Origin of the sequence: Streptomyces sp. NPDC046862 (genome assembly GCF_040704615.1) — a bacterium.
Taxonomy (GTDB): Bacteria; Actinomycetota; Actinomycetes; order Streptomycetales; family Streptomycetaceae; genus Streptomyces.
The window spans coordinates 1-17,582 of the sequence record NZ_JBEYXP010000006.1 but is presented as its reverse complement, the minus strand read 5'-3'; the positions used below and the strand labels follow the sequence as shown (position 1 = coordinate 17,582).

Sequence of the window (17,582 nt, the reverse complement as noted above, 5' to 3'; positions counted from 1 at the left end):
TGAATGTGCGACCTCATGAACTCTCCTCGCGCTACGTGGGTGCGCCCTCCCAGGCCATCAGGTTCGCCAGCAGTTCGGCCTGCTCGATGGCGTCGTCGAGGGCATGGTGGGTGTGCCGCCGGTGGGGGAGCAGCTCGCGCGGCATGGTGCGCTTGGCGACCGCCCGCAGCGGCACCCCGGCCTTCGTCGCGTACAGCGTCTTCATGTCCAGGCAGCCCGAGTGACCGAAGGGGCTCTCGCCCGTGAAGCGGATCAGATACCAGTAGAGGAACATCCAGTCGTACGCCACCGGATAGCCGCACACCACCGGCTGGGCGCCCACGCTCACGTCACGCACCCAGGCGCTGAACTCGGCGAGGGCGACGGCCGGTTCGGCGCCCTCCTCGATGAGCCCCGCACGGTCGAGGCCGCTCACGGCCAGCGCCTCCGGCACGAACTCCTCGCTGATGGGGCGGAGTTCGCGGTAGAAGGTCAGCTCTTCCGGGTCGGCCGGAGTGAACCCGTCGGCGTCCTGACGGCCTGCGACGGCAGCCCCGAGGCTGAGCATCGAGTACGGGCCGGGGATCGGGCCGTCGGCCTCGATGTCGACGGAGATGTAGAGGCCGGGCTTCGGTCTGGTTGGTGCCATGGGGTGAGGATGGCGCGCGGGCGGTGGGCTGCGCATCCGGATTTCAGGCTCCGCCGAATCCTGTCGCAACGCCCGCGTTCGCCCCCTACAGTCACCGCATGGCCACCGAGGACGAGAACCCAGGTCAGCCCGACATCGCCGCGATGCTCAGCGACCAGACCGGCGCCTGCAAGGCCGCACGCGACGCCATCGCAGCCGGCGGCCGGGTGGTGGTCTGGGACAACGAGGTGCCCCATTGGATGGTCGCCGGCATCGCTGCGGCGAGGCTGAGACGGTCGTTGAAAATCGGTCTGACGACCCTCGGCCTCGACGAGACCGTTGCGATCCTGGCTCAGCACCGTGAAGAGCGGTTGCGCACCGGCATCATCGACGCAGCAGACCGGTCGTGGCACTTCACGCTGTACCTCAACGCCACCGGAATCGAGCTCTTGGCGTGCAGCGGCGTCAAACGCGAGCCGCCTTCGAAGGTGAGCGGTCAGAAGCTCCAGCTGTAGAGGCCGCCACCCGTGTTCACCGCGGACGCCGCGAGCCGGGCGACTCCCCGCAGGACCGCCAGTAGATCATCGTCGGTCATGTCGTCCCCGTCCTCGGACCAGAGTCGCGTGGTCCAGCGGCCTGCGAGCTCTTCGAGTTCGGCGGAGCTCGCGTCGGCCAGCGCTCGAGTCAGCCGCTTCGGCAGAGCGAACACCTCAGCACCATCGTTCAAGGGGGCGGTGACCCACTCCGGCCACGCCCACCCAAGGAACTGCTCAAGCGGCGGGGCCTCGGCCGAAGGCTCCTCGAAGTACATGTCCCACTCGACGATGGCACTGTCCGGCTCAATAAAACGGCACGTCACAGACTCAAAGGCCTCACCAGGTCCCCGCAGGCGCGTCGCAGCAGCCGTCTCGTCGTCGGGGGCGAGGAAGAACACTATGTCGTGGGCCATCCGATCCTCTTGCTGTTCGGCAGGAAACAAGATCGGGCTGAGGAGGTGGCGGGCCCGTTCCGGCTCGGGTTCGTTGGCGAGGAGGGGGCGATGGCCGCTCGCATCGCGCCGACGTGCCGGCAGACCGTGGCCTTGGACGCATCCGGGATCAGGGAGCAGAGCTGTCCAGTGGTGAGGACCCGCCCGCCGCGCAGCGCGTGGACCACGCGGACGGCGGGGGTCAGAGGCCGAAGGCCTTCGCGTCGGTCGTCATCGCCTCGAAGGCCCCACGTGGGTCGGCGACAAGCCTGCGCTCCTTGAGGTCCATCAGCCCGCACAGCACCGAGATCTCGGCGGCCACCGTGCCGTCCGTCTTCCGTATCGTCTGCTCGATCCGGTACGTCTTGCCCTCGGACCAGGCGAACGAGCACGTCACCTCGGTCTCGTCGCCCGCGCGCAGCTCCCGCCGGTAGCGGATGGTCTGCTCCAGCACCACGGGGCCGACGCCCTTGGCGAGCAGTTCGCCCGGGCCGAGGCCGGCTTCCTGCAGCATCGACCAGCGGGCGTGCTCCGCGTACTGCAGGTAGACGCTCTGGTTGAGGTGCCCGAGGATATCGGTCTCGTACCCGCGGACGGTCACCTTGACGGCATACGGCTCGGTCACTGAGCCCCCTTCTACGACGGACAGGAGTGGTTCGGGTGCTGCACTAGGCCACTCCAACTCCCCAGTACCGTAAGCCCTTTCACCGTCGAGCCGACCGCCGGGGGAGCCTCATGCCCGGCGCGGCGAGGCCAGGAGGTACCGCGCCGAGGCGCGTGGCTCCCCGTGCTCGCTGACCTGCCAGCCGGCCTTCTCCAGCGTGGCCGCGCAGGCCCGCAGCGCGGTGACGTCGGGGTCGCGCACGGCGACGGCCTCCGGTTGCGGAGTCGCCCGGACCCGGTAACCGGTCTCGCCCGTGCCCGCCGCCGGTCTGTGGCCCGCCGCCTCCAGCGCGAGCGCGGCGGCCTGCACCAGATGGGTGCGCTCCCAGCCGCAGGGCCGTTCCGTGGCGCTGCCCGGGTTGGTCATCCGGCGCAGCTCCAGCAGCCCCTGCCAGGCACTGTGCACCTCACGCGTGCGAGCCGGGCCGGGCGGGGGTGTCTCCTCGCCGCCGATCCGCGCCGTGAACACCCCGCTGTCGGTGGGCGCCGGGGTGGGGGCGGACAAGGGCGCATCGGGCTCGGAGGGCGCCTCCCGGACGCGGTGCCCGGCCGGAGTGAGGAAGTGGTCGTGCGGCGGGCGTGGGTGCCGGAAGGCGAGGCCCCGCTTGACCAGCGCGGCGAGCTGCGCCTCAGTACCCGTCAGCCGGCCCGTCACGGGGTCCGCGGCGTCGATGACCCGGCGCTGGGCCGCGGTCGGCGGTCGTGTCACGGCACACTCCTCCCCGGGCAGCGGTCTTCCGGACGGTCGGAGCCCACCGGCTGCGAACCCTCCGACCAGTCCTCTTCGAAGACTACGAGGAGGCTCTGACATTCCACGCGGCGACGACCGGCCGCTCGTGCTCCGTGCCGAGCCGGCTGACCGTGCCCGTCCCGAGCTGGAAGAACGCGCCGCCGGACGCCGGAAGCCCCAGCCACCGCGCGGTCAGCACCCGCAGGAAGTGCCCGTGGGCCACCAGCGCCACGCCGCCCTCGGCGTCCGCCGCCGCGGCCCTCACCCTGGCCAGCATCCGGTCGGCCCGTGCCCCGATCTCCTCCGGGCTCTCCCCGGGGTGCTCGGGCGGCCCCGGCGCGACGCCGTCCGTGAACAGGAACCAGTCGGGCCGGGTGCGGTGGATCTCGGCGGTCGTGACACCCTCGTACGCGCCGTAGTCCCACTCGCTCAGATCGGCGTCGATCCGTACGTCGTGCCGCTCCGCCAGACCCGCGAGCTCGGCGGTCTCCCGGGCCCGCTTCAACGGGCTGACGAAGACGGTGTCGATCCGCTCCGCGCGCAGGAGCGGCACCACCTCGCGCGCCTGGGCCCGGCCCCTGTCGGTGAGCGGGAGATCCGTCCAGCTGGTGTGCTGCCCGGACCGTGACCACTCGGTCTCTCCGTGCCGCACGAGGAGCAGGTCACCCATGGTCGCACCCTTTCCTGTCGCACTCGGGTCGGTGATCGACCCATGATCGCCAACAGGTTGCCGGGTACCCGCATTCCCTGCGAGCCGTCTACTGCCGGTACCCGCTCAGGAACCGCCCGATCCGGCTGATCGCCGCGTCCAGGTCGTCCACGTGGGGGAGTGTGAGGATGCGGAAGTGGTCGGGGGTCGGCCAGTTGAAGCCGGTGCCCTGCACGACCTGGATCTTCTCCCGCAGCAGCAGGTCCAGGACGAACTTCTCGTCGTCGTGGATCGGGTGCACCTTGGGGTCGATGCGCGGGAACGCGTACAGCGCGCCCATGGGTTTCACGCACGACACACCCGGGATCTCGTTGAGCTTCTCCCAGGCACGGTCGCGCTGCTCTCGCAGGCGGCCGCCGGGCTCGGTGAGGTCACGGATGGACTGGCGGCCGCCGAGCGCGGCCTGGATGGCGTACTGGGCGGGGGCGTTGGCGCACAGCCTCATGGAGGCCAGCATCGTCAGGCCCTCCAGGTAGTCCTTCGCGTGCTGCCGGGGACCGGTGACGACCAGCCAGCCGGAGCGGAAACCCGCCACCCGGTACGTCTTGGACAGGCCGCAGAAGGTGAGGACCACCAGGTCGGGGGCGAGGGAGGCGACCGAGTGGTGGACGGCGCCGTCGTACAGGATCTGGTCGTAGATCTCGTCGGCGAAGACCATCAGGCCGTGGCGGCGGGCCAGGTCGAGGATGCCCTCGATGATCTCCTTCGGGTAGACCGCGCCGGTGGGGTTGTTCGGGTTGATGATCACGACGGCCTTCGTCCGGTCGGTGATCTTCGCCGCCATGTCGTCCAGGTCCGGGTACCAGTCGGCCTGTTCGTCGCACAGGTAGTGGACCGCCCTGCCGCCCGCGAGGGTCGTCACGGCGGTCCACAGGGGGAAGTCCGGGGCGGGGATCAGGATCTCGTCGCCGTCCTCGACCAGCGCCTGTACGGCCATCGAGACCAGCTCCGAGACGCCGTTGCCGAGGAAGACGTCGTCGACGCCCACCTCCAGGCCCAGGTTCTGGTAGCGCTGGGCGACGGCGCGTCGGGCGGAGAGGATGCCGCGCGAGTCCGTGTAGCCGTGCGCCTGGGGGAGCATCCGGACCATGTCCTGGATGATCTCCTCCGGCGCCTCGAAGCCGAACAGCGCGGGATTGCCGGTGTTGAGGCGCAGCACGCTGTGGCCCGCCTCCTCCAGCGCGTTGGCGTGCTCGATCACCGTGCCCCGGATCTCGTAACAGACCTCGCTGAGCTTGCTCGACTGCCGGAACTCCATGCGCTCTCGCCCTCCGGTACGTGGTGTTGCTTGGTTTTACCAAGTAACAGCTTGGAAAGTCCAACAACATGTCTAGACTGCGTCGCATGTCACCTCGCCGAAGCTACGACCAGTACTGTTCCGCCGCCCGGGCGCTCGACGTCGTCGGTGACCGCTGGACCCTCCTGATCGTCCGGGAGTTGCTGGCCGGTCCCCGCCGCTACACCGACCTCCACGCGGACCTGCCGGGTGTCAGCACGGACGTACTCGCCTCACGGCTGAAGGACATGGAGCGGGACGGCCTGACGACCCGGCGCCGCCTGCCGCCGCCCGGCGCGGCGTACGTGTACGAACTCACCGCCCGCGGGCGGGAGTTGCTGGCCGTGCTCCAGGCGCTCGGCGAGTGGGGCGCACCCCTGCTGGAGGAGCGGCGGGCCACCGACGCCGTACGGGCACACTGGTTCGCCCTGCCGCTGTCGCGGGCGCTGCGCGAGGGAGGCGCGGGTTCGGGTCTCGTCGAAGTCCGGCTGGAGGAGGGGCAGTTCCACCTGTGGGCCGGCGCCGAGGAGGGACCGGTGTACGGCGACGGGCCGGCGCCGGAGGAGCCCGGCGCCCGGCTGTCGTTCGACGCGGAGACCTGCGTGGCGGTGAGCCGGGGGGAGTTGAGCCTCAGGGACGCGGTGCGCGCGGGACGTGTCGAGGTGTGGGGGGACGGGGCGCTGGCGAAGGAGCTGCGGGAGGCGTGACCCGCGCCCCGAAAGGGGCGCGGGGCTGTGTCAATGTGCGGCTCCTCCGCGTGGGCGCGACCAGCCACAGGCAACCCGCAGTTCTTCTACGGCATGACGGGGCTCATGCTGATCGGGGTTCTGGGGCGCAGCCCCAGAAAGACACCGACGGTCAGACTCCCGGCGGCGGTACCCGCGAAGGCCGCCCCGCCCCCCGAGTCAGCGCATACCCGCCCACACCAGCGAGCGCGGCGAGCACGCCCCCGACCGCGGTCCACACCCAGCGGTCGGACCACCAGCCCGACGTCCAGCCGCCCTCGGGTTCGACCGAGGAGAGCACGGCCGTCGCCGACTCGCCGTCGCTCTCGTCGCCGTCACTCTCCTCGGCGTTCACGGCGATCCCCGGTACCAGCGGCTTCGCCAGGGAGCCGTCCACCGCCGCCGAACCGCCGATGTCCCTGGAGTCCACCCGCACCTCGGCGTCGACCGCGAGGCCCAGGTCGGACGTCGCCAGGTCCACGACCGTCAGCCGGACGTAGTACGTACCCGGCAGCGGGTCGTTCGCCCACTGCTCCGACCAGGCACGTACCGTGCGCAGGGTGCAGGCCAGCTCGACCGAGGCCGCGTCCGCCGCGGCGGTGCGCGTCTGGGCCCCGTACTGACAGGACTGGCGGCGCCGCAGACCGTCGTACACGTCGATCTGCCAGGTCTCGGAGGCGTGCGTGTCCGGCAGCTTCACCGTCGCCCTGACGGTGGGACGCTGACCGGCGTCCGCGGGGAACGACCAGTACAGGTAGTCGCCCGCCGAGCCGCTCGCGGTCGCCTTCTGCCCCTGCTCGATCTCGGTCGCCGTACGGAACGAGGTGCCCGCCTCGGTCGGCGCCCCGTCGTCCCCCGACGCGCTCGGCGACGGCGAGGAGTCGGCGACCGCGGGGGAGACCGCGGGGGAGACCGAGGGGGCGACGGCCAGCCCGAGCAGGAGCGCGCCGGCGCTCAGCACACGTGTGATCCGCATCAGTTGGTCCTCCAGACCGCGACCCGCCAGCGTGACAGCCAGCCCCAGACGAGACCGGCGAGGAAGCCGGTGAGGATGAGCACGCCGAGCAGCCACCAGCCGCGCCCCAGGCCGAAGGCGGCCACGTCGCTCGCCTGGCTCGGCCCGTCCACGACGTCGACGGTCAGCTCAAGCGGCAGACCTGGAGTGGTCTTCACCCCGGAGGACGCCGAGAAGGAATGGGTGACCTGGAGACACACGGACTCGGCCGTCGCCGTGTCTTCCTCGTCGTCGTCGCTCTCTGCCTTCGGGTAGCGCAGACCGGCCGACACGACGTCCGTGCGGCCGTTGCCCGCCGCCTCGCCGCGCACGATCTCCCGCCCGTGCACGGTCACCGCCCGCAGCAGCACGCCGTAGGAGGGGTTCACGGCCCGGTCGGCCGACACGCTCACCGAGGCGCGCAGTTCCTGACCGGGCTGGACGTCCACCCGGTACCAGCGCTGCTGCCCGAACTCCTCGCGGTCGGTGTAGAGACCGGACTTCAGCGTCGGCGCCTTCGCGCACGCCCCGGCGCCCTCGGTGGCGACGGGCGTCACGACCGGGTCCGCCGCGCGGTCCACCAACTGGTTGACGCGGTCGGTGAGTTCGTCCTGGTGCTCCACCGAGGTGTAGGTGCCGCCGGTCGCCTCGGCGATACAGCTCAGCTGCCGGCTCAGCTTGACCGTGGGAACGAGTCCCAGGGTGTCGATGGTGAGGCCGATGCCCTTCGCGGCTATCTCGCGGGCCACCTCGCACGGGTCGAGCGGGGCGCAGGTGTCCTCGCCGTCGCTGATCAGCACGATGCGCTTGGAGCCGTTGCCGCCCTTCAGGTCGTCGGCCGCCTTGAGCAGCGCGGGACCGATCGGGGTCCAGCCGGTGGGCGTGAGCGTCGCGACCGCGGTCTTGGCCTCGGTGCGGTCGAGCGGGCCGACCGGGTAGAGCTGCGCGGTGTCCTTGCAGCCCGTCTTCCGGTCGTCGCCGGGGTAGTCGGCGCCCAGGGTGCGGATGCCGAGCTGAACCTCCTCGGGGGTCGCGTCCAGCACCTCGTTGAACGCCTGCTTCGCCGCGGCCATCCGCGAGCCGCCGTCGATGTCCCGCGCCCGCATGGAACCGCTGACGTCGAGCACGAGGTCGACCTTGGGCGCGTCCGCGGCCGTCGTCTCGTCGGCCAGGGCCACGGACGGGACGGCGATCCCGGCCGCCAGGGCGGCGAGCAGGGCACAGACGCCCGCCGCCAGCCGTTGTCTTGTGATCATCAGCGGATCTTATGGAGCGGAGTGCGCGTGCAACAAAACGATGCGTCTGCCAGTGGCTTCTCCAGGATGCTTCTACGGGACCAGGGGCTGGATCTTGACCCTCCTGCTGGTCGCCATCACTGCGCGGCGTCGGGGCGACGCTCACTCAGTGGAGCGGGTTGCCGAGGGTGGCCCAGATGTCTCCGGGCCGCTCGGGGGACAGCCTCATCAGCGTCAACGCCTTGACGGGCAGTGGATCTTCGAGCAGGGCGAAAAGATCCGGGGTGCGCGGCAGATGCGGCACCGCCGCCTCCAACGCCTCTCGCAGGGCTCCGCCCGACCCCGCCACGGCCGCCAGCGAGCCCGCCACCAGCGACCCGAACAGCTTGCGCCGCAGCGCGGTCACGTCGTCCGTCACGATCCGCCCGGTGAGCCGCGGAGGCGCGATGCCGTGCCGGGCCAGTCGCGTGGGGCTGACCCGGATGTCGGCGAGATCGCGGTACACGAGGCGGAGCGGGTCGCCCGTCGAGGACAGGATCACGAGCAGGTTCTGGCCGTGCGCCTCCAGGGCGACGCCCAGATCGAGCAACCGGAGGCAGACCGTCAGCGAGAGCCGGGCGAAGCCGGCCGTCCAGGCGGGGGAGCGCGGCAGACCGGTCCCCGCGAGCGCGGCCACGGGGACGACCCGCTCACCGCTGCCCGCTTCCACGTACACGTCCGGCGACTCGCGCAGGACCGCCGCCAGATCCGGTGAGCCGCTGGTCACCGCGCCGAGGGTGGGGGTGACGTGCAGCAGGCCCCCGGTGCGGGCGGCGACGTCCTCCATGAAGGCCGAGACCGTGGCCGACGTCTCGATCGAGTACACCGAGATGTCCCGCACCGACGACGTCAGCCGGGCGCTCAGCGCGGTCTTGACGTGCGGGCCGCCGTCGGCGGGCGCGAGGGTGCGCAGCGACATCAGGGGGTGCGCCGGGACGCCGTCCCGCACCGGGCACTTGAGTACGTGCTCGGCCTGCCAGGGGTGCACGGGAATCAGCACCCGGCCCCCCGCACGGAACCGCTCCGGCCAGGCGCCGACGACCAGACAGTCGTCCGCCTCCGCCTCCGCCATCCCGAGCCGTACGACAGGCCGGTGCTCCGGCCCGAACGCGAGCTGCTCGGCCGCCGAGAAGCCGGGCCGGGAACGGCAGTTCGGGTGGAAGGGATGACCGTCGACGACGCGCTGTTCCCACTCCCAGCTCGTGGCCGGCGCGGGGGCGTCGGCCGGCTGGTTCGCCCGGGACAGCGCCAACGAGGCGACACTGTCGTCGAGTTCGGCCGCGAAGGACGGGCCGTGCGGGACGGCCAGGTCCCTCATGAGCCGCGCCGGCCGGTCGTACGGCGCGCCGTCGAGCCGGACTTCGGTGACGTACGCGGCGGTCGCGTACGGGTCCGCGTACGGGCCGTGCAGCCGGCGCCCGTCGGTCAGATGCAGCGTGAGTCCGTCGCGTCCCGGCTCGCGGCGGGTGATCCACGGCAGCGGCTCGTGCACGAGCGCGCGCCACAACCGCGTCAGGACGGCCGCGCGGGCACCGGGAAGCGCGTCCGCGTACGGCGGCGTGAGGTCGGGGCGCACGCCGGCGATCTCGTCGGCGAGCGCGGCCTCGGCCTCGGGCGGGGGAAGACGGTGCACGGGCGTGCTCCTCGGGTACGGGAACGGTGCGGGGCGGCGTACGACGGCCGGGACGGCATCGCGCCGACGTACGGCGACCGACATACTGATCACCAGAGCACCGTATGGAACGAATGGACCCCGTGGACGCCCAGGATCCCAGGGACGACGTCGCCGCGGCGGCCGACGCCTACGCCGTCGCGCCGCTGCTCAACTGTCTGCTGCGGGAGGTGGGGATACGCGTCGGGCCGGACGTGTACCGGCTGCGGGCCGGCGGACGTCTGCTGCGGGTGCGCGGCAGCCGCCGTCCCACCGCCCCCGAGGTCCACGCGGACGGCTCCTGGTACCCGCTCACCCACACCGACCTGGTCAAACTCACCGCCGAGGAACTGCGCCGCCACACCGGCCTGTCCAACTCCGAGCTGCCCGCCGACATGCTCGACAGCCGGGACGCGGTGGCCGCCCTCCTCACGGCCCGCGCCCACGCCACGGCTCCCGCCGACCCGTACCTGCGCTCCGAACAGTCCCTCGTCACCGGACACCCCTACCACCCGGCCCCGAAGGCCCGCGGCGGCGGCCCCGTCACGGCCTGGCTGCCGTACGCGCCCGAGGCGTACGCCGCCTTCCCGCTGACGCTGCTGGGTGTCCGCGAGGACGCGGTGGTGGAGGAGGGCGACACCACGGCCCTGGACGCGTACGGGACCGCCCCGCGCGGCTACCGTCTGCTGCCCGCCCACCCCTGGCAACTCGACCTCGTCGCACGGGAACTGGCGCCCGCCTTCGCGGACGGCCGGCTCGTCCGGCTGGGCCGCACACCCGGCCGGGTCGCGCCCACGGCGGCTATCCGCACGGTGTACGCCACCGAGTACGGCCCTGAGGACGACCTCTTCCTCAAGTTCAGCCTGGACGTGCGCATCACCAACGACGTGCGCCGGCTGTGGCGCCACGACCTGCTGAAACTGCGCCGCACGGACGCGGCGGTCACCACGGCGTTCGCGGAGCTGCCGGCAGCCTGGCTGAGCGACCGCGGCTACCGGACCGCCGACTTCGCCTTCGAGGAACTCGCCGTCATCGTCCGGGACGGCCTGCGCCCGCACCTCGTCCCCGGCGCGACGCCCCTCCTCGCCGCCGCCCTCACCGAGGACTTCGACGGCAACCCGCTCGACCGGACGGCCGACCCGGGCGCCTGGTGGCAGGCGTACCTGCGCGCGGTCGTGCCCCCGGCCCTGGCCGCCTTCCACCACCACGGCGTCGTCCTCGAAGCCCACCTCCAGAACACGGTGGTCGCCGTCGACGCCGCCGGCACCCCCGTCCAGGCACTGTTCCGCGACGCGGAGGGCGTGAAGCTCCTGCCGGACGTGACGCGCGACGCGGGCTGGGAGCGCCTGGTGTACTGCCTGGTGGTCAACAACCTGATGGAGATCGCGGACGCCGTCGCCGAACGCCACCCGGGCGCCGACCTCTGGCCCGCCGCACGCCGGGAGCTGGCCCGCCACCGCGAGATCCCCGAGATCGCCGGCCTGCTCGACGCGCCCACCCTCCCCGGCAAGACCAACCTGCTGCTGCGCTGGACGGGCGCGGACGGCGCGGACGCCCGCTACCTGCCCCTGCCCAACCCGCTCCGCGGAGCGCACGCCGAGTGACTGCTGGGCGGAGTGCTTCGTCGGCCCGCTCCGCTGGGCATCCGGGCAGAAGAACTCATGCGGGATCCGACGACGGACTACCGGCGCACTAGTGTCGCGGCGCTAGCCGCCCACGGGGAGATCAGGGGAAGCCGACTGCCACCACCCGGGATTCTCCCGGTACCACCCCACCGTCCGCGCCAGCCCGGCGGTGAAGTCCTGCTGGGGGCGGTACCCAAGCCGGTCGCGGATCTTCGACCAGTCCACCGAGTACCGCTGATCGTGGCCCAGCCGGTCGGTGACGTGCTCGACCCGGTTCCAGCCGGCCTCGCACGACTCCAGCAGCAGGGCGGTCAGCTCGCGGTTGGTGAGTTCGGTGCCGCCGCCGATGTTGTAGATCTCGCCCGGTGAACCGGCCGTGCGGACCAGCTCCACGCCCCGGATGTGGTCGTCGACGTGCAGCCATTCGCGCACCTGGGACCCGTCGCCGTACAGCGGCACGGTGCCGCCCCTCAGCAGGCGGGTCACGAACAGCGGTATGACCTTCTCCGGGAACTGGTAAGGGCCGTAGTTGTTCGAGCAGCGCGTCACCCGGACGTCCAGGCCGTGGGTCCGGTGGTACGACAGTGCCACCAGGTCCGAGGCGGCCTTCGACGCCGCGTAAGGGGAGTTCGGCGCGAGGGGATGGCTCTCCGGCCACGATCCCTCGGCGATCGAGCCGTACACCTCGTCCGTCGACACGTGCACGACTCGTTCCACCCCGTGCCGCAGCGCCGCGGCCAGCAGTGTCTGGGTGCCGAGCACGTTCGTGCGGACGAACTCGTCACCCCCGGCGATCGAACGGTCCACGTGGGACTCGGCGGCGAAGTGGACGATCTGGTCGGCGTCCTTCACGAGTTCGCCGACCAGATCCGGGTCACAGATGTCGCCCGGCACGAAGCGGAGGCGGGGATGGTCCGCGACCGTTGCCAGATTGGCCAGGTTGCCGGCGTACGTCAGCTTGTCCAGGACGGTCACCGACACCCCGGCCACCTCGCCGGAGGACGTTCCGCCGAGCACCGACCGCACATAGTGCGAACCGATGAACCCGGCCCCGCCGGTCACCAGAAGGCGGGTGCGCACGGCCGTCACAGGATGTGGAGTTCGGGGACGTACAGAATCCATTTCCCGCCCTGTTCGCGGAACGCGCGCTCCTTCTCGATGATTTCCTGCGCGTGATTCCAGGCGAACAGCACCGCGTACTCGGGATACGGCTGAGAGAATTCCTCGAGCGGCCGTACCGGAATGTGCGCGCCAGGCGTCAGCAGTCCCTGTTTGGCAGGGGTGGAGTCGTAAACGGCCGGGATCAGGTCCGGGCCGAAACCACCGTAGTTGGTGACCGTGGCGCTCTTGGCGGTCGCCCCGTAGGCCGCCACCCGGGCGCCCTCCTCGCGCAGCCGGCGCAGCAGTGAGGCGAGTTCCTCGACGTTCCGCTTCACCTGCGTGGCGAACTGCTCCAGAGTCGAGATCTCCGCGATCCGCTGCCGCTCCTCCTCCTGGACCAGCGCTTCCACCTGCTTCGACGGCGTCCGCGCAGCCTGGCGGGCCAGCGTGTAGCGGACCTCCCCGCCGTGCACCGGCAGATGTTCCACCTCGACCAGGTCGAAGCCGTAGCGGCGGGCCGCGGCCCGCACAGACGTCGCCGAGAACAGATAGAAGTGCTCGTCGTAGATCTGGTCGAAGCTGGTCCGCTCCACCACGTCCCCCAGGTAGGGGTCCTCGAAGACGAACACGCCGTTGGGGGCGAGCAGTGCGTCCACACCCTGGAACACCGAGTCCAGGTACGGGATGTGGCACATCGTGTTGGCCGCGTAGATCACCTGAGCCGGACCCTCCGCGGCGGCGATCTCCCTGGCCAGCGACTCCTCGAAGAAGTCGACCCGTACCCGGACGCCCTTCCCCTTGGCCACCTCGGCGACGTCGCGGGACGGGTCGACGCCCAGGTGCCGCACGCCCCGCGCGGCCACCGTGCCGAGCATCACCCCGTCGTTGCACCCGATCTCCACCACGAGCGGGTCGCCGTCGCGGCACTCGGTGTCCAGCAGGTGGTGGGCAGTGCGGGTGAAGTGCTCACGCATCTTCACCGACATCGAGGAGTGATAGGGGTAGTCCGCGCGGAACATCCGCTCGCGCGGCACCTCGTCGAGCAGCTGCACCATCGTGCAGCTCCGGCACACGCCCACCGCGAGCCGGTAGAAGAACTCCCCCTCGGTGTTCTCGGGACGGAGAAAACCGTCGGACAGCGGCTGGCTGCCGAAGTCGAAGAACTGGTGCACCGAGCCCTGGCAGATACGGCATGCAGTCATGCGGAGGATCCTGTCCGCCGTCTCTCGAAGGAAGCTAGAAGGACGCTGGAAAAGCCTCCACCGGTCGACCCACCGTCTAGCGGGGATCGACAGCGGCCCGGATAGATTTCCGGCGTCGCGTGCCACCCCCGGAGGTAAGGGCAGGAAAATCTGTGAAAGGCATCATTCTTGCGGGCGGATCCGGAACCCGGCTTCACCCGCTCACGCTTGCCACGTCGAAGCAACTGCTGCCGGTCGGCGACAAGCCGATGATCTACTACCCGCTGAGTGTGCTGATGCTCGCGGACATCCGCGACATCCTCATCATCTCGACCCCCACCGACCTGCCGCAGTTCCCGCGGCTGCTCGGCGACGGATCCGACTACGGACTCAACCTCACCTACCGCGAACAGCCCGAACCCAACGGCATCGCAGAGGCGTTCCTCATCGGCGCCTCGCACGTCGGTGACGACACCGCGGCCCTCGTCCTCGGTGACAACATCTACCACGGCCCCAGCTTCTACCAGGTCCTCGCCGATGCCCGCGCCACCCTCGACGGCTGCGTTCTGTTCGGTTACCGGGTCGGCGACCCCAGCCGCTATGCCGTCAGTGAGGTCGACGAAACCGGCCGACTGCTCTCCCTTGAGGAAAAGCCCGAGCACCCCCGCTCCAACCAGGCTGTCACCGGGCTCTACTTCTACGACAACGCCGTCGTCGACATAGCCAAGAACCTGCGCCCCTCCGCCCGTGGTGAGCTGGAGATCACCGACCTCAACCGCTGGTACGTCGAGCGCGACCGGGCCCACCTCGTGAACCTGGGCCGCGGCTTCGCGTGGCTCGACGCAGGCACCCCGGAATCGCTGCTCCAGGCCGGGGCCTACGTGTGCGCTCTGCAGGAACGACAGGGCGTCCGTATCGCTTGCATCGAGGAGATCGCGCTGCGGATGGGCTTCATCACCAGCAGCCAATGCCACCGGCTGGGTGCCCGTATCGGCCACTCCTCCTACGGTCAGTACGTCATGGCCGTCGCCGAGGAACTCGCCACCGCCTGAGGGGAGCGGCCGGGTCACCCGGGGGGGGAGAGAGGGAGGGCGGGACGGCTCCCGGTCCCATCGGAAGGGGAGGCACCGCCCTCTCGGCCGAACGCGGTCCAGCGGTCGGTCAGCTCGGCGCCGGGGTGCCGTCCCGCTCGTCCGACAGCAGATCGCTGCGCAGCCGCACCGCCAGCTCCGCCGCCGTCGGATGGTCGAACACCGCTGTCGACGGAAGCCGCAGCCCGGTCGCCATGTTGAGCCGGTTGCGCAGCTCCACCCCCATCAGCGAGTCGAGCCCCAGCTGCTCGAAGGCACGGTCCTCGCCGACCGTCCCCGGATCGGCGTGCCCCAGCACCGCGCTGAGATGGGTGCGCACCAGATCCGTCAGCATCCGCGTCCGATCCTCCTCCGACAGCGGGTCCAGCTGATCGCGCAGTTCTTCGGGGCCCGCCTGCTCGACCGCCGCCGCGACCGGCTCCCGCTGCGACCGTTCGGGCGCCCGGACCAGCGCCCGCAGCAGCGTCGGCAGCCGCTCGCCCCGGTCGCGCAGGGCCCGCTCGTCGAACGGCGTCGCGACCACCAAAGGTTCGGCCAGCGCCCGTCCCCTGTCGAAGAGCTCCATGCCCCGCTCGGTGCTCAGCGGCACCAGGCCACTGCGGGCCATCCGCTCCAGGTCCGCCGCGCCGAGGTGACCGGTCATCCCGCTCTCCTGCTCCCACAGCCCCCACGCAAGCGACACCGCCGGAAGCCCCAGCGCGGTCCGCTCCTGGGCGAGCGCGTCGAGGAAGCAGTTCGCCGCCGCGTAGTTCGCCTGCCCCGGCGCACCGGTCACCCCGGCGTACGAGGAGTACAGGACGAATTCGGCCAGATCCAGGTCCCGCGTCAGCTCGTGCAGGTTCAGGGCCGCGTCCACCTTCGGCCGCAGTACCCGGTCCAGTTGCTCCGGCGTCATCGACGTGATGACGCCGTCGTCGAGCACGCCGGCGGTGTGCACCACGGCCGTCAGCGGATGCTCCTCGGGAACTCCCGCGAGCAGTCCGGCCAACTGCTCCCGCTCCGACACGTCGCACGCCGCGACGGTCACCGTGGCCCCCATGGCCCGCAGCTCACCGGCGAGTTCCCCGGCGGACGGCGCTCGCGCACCGCGGCGGCTGGCCAGTACCAGATGGCGGGCTCCGTGCTCACGCACCAGATGACGTGCCGCCTCCGCGCCGAGCGCACCGGTCCCACCGGTGATGAGCACGGTCCCGCCCGGATCCAGCGGCGCGGGAATCGTCAGGACGACCTTGCCGATGTTCCTCGCCTGCGCCAGGAACCGGAACGCCTCCTTGGCCCGGCGTATGTCGCGTACGGTCAGCGGCAGCGGCGTCAGCACACCCCGGTCGAACAGCGCCAGCACCTCGGCCAGGATCTCCCGCATCCGCTCCGGGTCGGCACCCGGCACCCCGGGCTCCGTGCGCGCGAGTGTCGTCAGGTCGTACACGTGGTAGCCGACACCCGGGTGGGCGGCCTCGACCCGCTCCTTGTCGCGGATGTCCGTCTTGCCCATCTCCAGGAACCGCCCACCGGCCCCCAGCAGCCGCAGTGATGCGTCGATGAACTCACCCGTCAGCGAGTTCAGCACCACATCCACGCCGCCGCCCCCTGTGGCCTGAAGGAACTCCGCCTCGAAAGCGGTGGTCCGCGAATGGGCGATCCGCTCCCGCGGCACGCCCAGGGCCCGCAGCGTCTCCCACTTGCCGGGGCCGGCCGTCGCGAACACCTCGGCGCCCAGATGCCGGGCCAGCTGGAGCGCGGCCATCCCGACACCGCCGGCCGCCGCGTGGATCAGCACCTTCTCACCGGGGCGTACCCGGCCCAGGTCCACCAGCCCGTAGTACGCCGTCAGGAACACCACGGGAACGGCCGCGGCCTGTGCGAACGACCAGCCCTTCGGCATCCGTGCCACCAGCCGGCGATCCGCGACCGCCCGCGCCCCGAACGCCCCGTCGAAGTAGCCCATCACCCGGTCACCCACCGCCAGGTCCGTGACCCCCGGCCCGGTCTCGACCACCACGCCCGCGCCCTCGGCGCCCATGGTGACGTTCCGTTCGGGAACCATGCCCAGGGCGATCAGCACATCTCTGAAGTTCAGCCCGGCCGCCCGTACGGCGATCCGCACCTGCCCCTCGGCCAGCGGCGCCGAACCCTGTGGCCACGGCACCACCTCCAGGTCGTCCGGGGCCCGGTGCGCACCCGGCACCAGCCGCCACGGCTCCGTCCCGTCCGGCAGCGCGGGTTCGGACAGAGCCGCCCTGACGATCCGGGGCACCAGCACCGCTCCTTCACGGAGCGCCACGTCCGGCTCGCCCGAGGCGACGGCCGCCCGCAGCGCCCGCACGGAGTCATCGTGGCCGTCGGTGTCCACGAGGACGATCCGTCCGGGGTTCTCCGTCTGCGCACTGCGTACCAGGCCGCGCGCGGCGGCCAGCGCCGGGTTCACGTGCTCGCCCTCACCTGCTGCCACCGCTTCCCGCGTGACCAGGACCAGCCGGCTCGCGGGGTGGGTGGGGCCGGTCAGCCAGCTCCGCACGGTGGTGAGGAGCCGATGGAGGTGACCGGTGGAGAACGACTCGTCGTACGGCGGCGCGCTGAGGGCCTGCACGGTCGTGATCGGGTCCGCGCTGGGCACGGAGGTCAGGTCTGAGTGGAGGGAGTACGGCTCCGCGAGCAGGCCCCCGCCGTCCTCGGGTTCCACGAGTGCCCAGTCGGAGTGATCAGGTTCGGCCGCGTCGACGGTCACCGGCGTCCACGCCACCGTGTGCAGGCCCGGGTTTTCCAGGGCCGCCGGGCGCAGCACCACGCCCCCGATGTGCGCGAACACCTCGCCGTCCGCGTCGACCAGCGTCACGCTGCCCGTGCCGGAGTCCACGCAGGCCTCCACGAGGCCGTTCGACGGCGCCGCCCGGTACAGGCTGATGTCGGTGAAGGTGAAGGGGAGGGGGGTGTGGGTGGGTTTGGGGTTGTTGAGGGTGGTGTGGAGGAGGGGGTGGAGGGCGGCGTCGA

Annotated in this window: 16 protein-coding genes; 4 read left to right on the top strand and 12 right to left on the bottom strand. The window is 71.4% G+C overall.

Annotated elements, in window-relative coordinates:
* Positions 1 to 31: 31 nt before the first annotated feature.
* Complete coding sequence (locus tag AB0959_RS08275; protein WP_366825515.1) at positions 32 to 628, bottom strand: 3'-5' exoribonuclease; 597 nt, start codon at positions 626 to 628, stop codon at positions 32 to 34.
* A gap of 98 nt (positions 629 to 726) precedes the next feature.
* On the opposite strand from AB0959_RS08275, the gene AB0959_RS08270 reads away from it, so the two are divergent.
* A complete protein-coding gene (locus tag AB0959_RS08270) occupies positions 727 to 1,122 on the top strand; it encodes a hypothetical protein (RefSeq protein WP_366825514.1) in 396 nt (131 codons plus the stop codon).
* Here AB0959_RS08270 and AB0959_RS08265 read toward each other — a convergent pair.
* From AB0959_RS08265 to AB0959_RS08245, 5 genes are all read right to left on the bottom strand, one after another.
* The gene (locus tag AB0959_RS08265; RefSeq protein ID WP_366825513.1) at positions 1,104 to 1,556 is read right to left on the bottom strand and encodes a hypothetical protein; all 453 of its coding nucleotides are present in this window, start codon (positions 1,554 to 1,556) and stop codon (positions 1,104 to 1,106) included. The genes AB0959_RS08270 and AB0959_RS08265 overlap by 19 nt on opposite strands.
* 220 nt (positions 1,557 to 1,776) lie before the next feature.
* The gene (locus AB0959_RS08260) at positions 1,777 to 2,199 is read right to left on the bottom strand and encodes an acyl-CoA thioesterase (protein WP_366825512.1); all 423 of its coding nucleotides are present in this window, start codon (positions 2,197 to 2,199) and stop codon (positions 1,777 to 1,779) included.
* Positions 2,200 to 2,307: 108 nt separating this feature from the next.
* Positions 2,308 to 2,946 carry a hypothetical protein gene (locus AB0959_RS08255; protein ID WP_366825511.1) on the bottom strand — a complete coding sequence of 213 codons (639 nt, stop codon included), beginning with the start codon at positions 2,944 to 2,946 and terminating at the stop codon, positions 2,308 to 2,310.
* Between the two features lie 82 nt (positions 2,947 to 3,028).
* Entirely contained in the window at positions 3,029 to 3,637 is a 609-nt protein-coding gene (locus AB0959_RS08250) for a histidine phosphatase family protein (RefSeq protein ID WP_366825510.1), read from the bottom strand.
* An 88-nt stretch (positions 3,638 to 3,725) separates the two neighbouring features.
* Positions 3,726 to 4,934, bottom strand: a complete 1,209-nt coding sequence (locus AB0959_RS08245) for a pyridoxal phosphate-dependent aminotransferase (protein WP_366825509.1) — start codon at positions 4,932 to 4,934, stop codon at positions 3,726 to 3,728.
* Positions 4,935 to 5,020: 86 nt separating this feature from the next.
* On the opposite strand from AB0959_RS08245, the gene AB0959_RS08240 reads away from it, so the two are divergent.
* On the top strand, positions 5,021 to 5,659 hold the full coding sequence (locus tag AB0959_RS08240) for a helix-turn-helix domain-containing protein (protein WP_366825508.1): 639 nt from the start codon (positions 5,021 to 5,023) through the stop codon (positions 5,657 to 5,659).
* Positions 5,660 to 5,810: 151 nt separating this feature from the next.
* On the opposite strand, the gene AB0959_RS08235 is transcribed toward AB0959_RS08240, so the two are convergent.
* From AB0959_RS08235 to AB0959_RS08225, 3 genes are all read right to left on the bottom strand, one after another.
* Complete coding sequence (locus tag AB0959_RS08235) at positions 5,811 to 6,653, bottom strand: hypothetical protein (RefSeq protein ID WP_366825507.1); 843 nt, start codon at positions 6,651 to 6,653, stop codon at positions 5,811 to 5,813.
* The gene (locus tag AB0959_RS08230; protein ID WP_366825506.1) at positions 6,653 to 7,927 is read right to left on the bottom strand and encodes a VWA domain-containing protein; all 1,275 of its coding nucleotides are present in this window, start codon (positions 7,925 to 7,927) and stop codon (positions 6,653 to 6,655) included. Before AB0959_RS08230 ends, AB0959_RS08235 begins: the two co-directional genes overlap by 1 nt.
* Positions 7,928 to 8,072: 145 nt before the next feature.
* Positions 8,073 to 9,578: an IucA/IucC family protein gene (locus AB0959_RS08225; protein ID WP_366825716.1), complete on the bottom strand. Its 1,506-nt coding sequence runs from the start codon at positions 9,576 to 9,578 to the stop codon at positions 8,073 to 8,075.
* A gap of 113 nt (positions 9,579 to 9,691) precedes the next feature.
* Here AB0959_RS08225 and AB0959_RS08220 point away from each other — a divergent pair, with 113 nt between their 5' ends.
* Positions 9,692 to 11,200, top strand: a complete 1,509-nt coding sequence (locus tag AB0959_RS08220; RefSeq protein ID WP_366825715.1) for an IucA/IucC family protein — start codon at positions 9,692 to 9,694, stop codon at positions 11,198 to 11,200.
* Positions 11,201 to 11,302: 102 nt separating this feature from the next.
* Here AB0959_RS08220 and rfbB read toward each other — a convergent pair whose 3' ends face one another.
* Positions 11,303 to 12,301 carry a dTDP-glucose 4,6-dehydratase gene (gene rfbB / locus AB0959_RS08215; RefSeq protein ID WP_366825505.1) on the bottom strand — a complete coding sequence of 333 codons (999 nt, stop codon included), beginning with the start codon at positions 12,299 to 12,301 and terminating at the stop codon, positions 11,303 to 11,305.
* Positions 12,302 to 12,306: 5 nt separating this feature from the next.
* Positions 12,307 to 13,524, bottom strand: coding sequence for a class I SAM-dependent methyltransferase (locus tag AB0959_RS08210; protein ID WP_366825504.1), 1,218 nt, complete (start codon positions 13,522 to 13,524; stop codon positions 12,307 to 12,309).
* Between the two features lie 152 nt (positions 13,525 to 13,676).
* Between AB0959_RS08210 and rfbA the strand changes: the two genes are divergently transcribed.
* Positions 13,677 to 14,555 (top strand): glucose-1-phosphate thymidylyltransferase RfbA, encoded by an 879-nt coding sequence (gene rfbA, locus AB0959_RS08205; protein WP_366825503.1) that lies wholly within the window; start codon positions 13,677 to 13,679, stop codon positions 14,553 to 14,555.
* Positions 14,556 to 14,664: 109 nt separating this feature from the next.
* Here the strand turns inward: rfbA and AB0959_RS08200 are convergent.
* Positions 14,665 to 17,582: SDR family NAD(P)-dependent oxidoreductase (locus tag AB0959_RS08200; RefSeq protein WP_366825502.1), on the bottom strand; the 2,918-nt coding region annotated here is incomplete at its 5' end.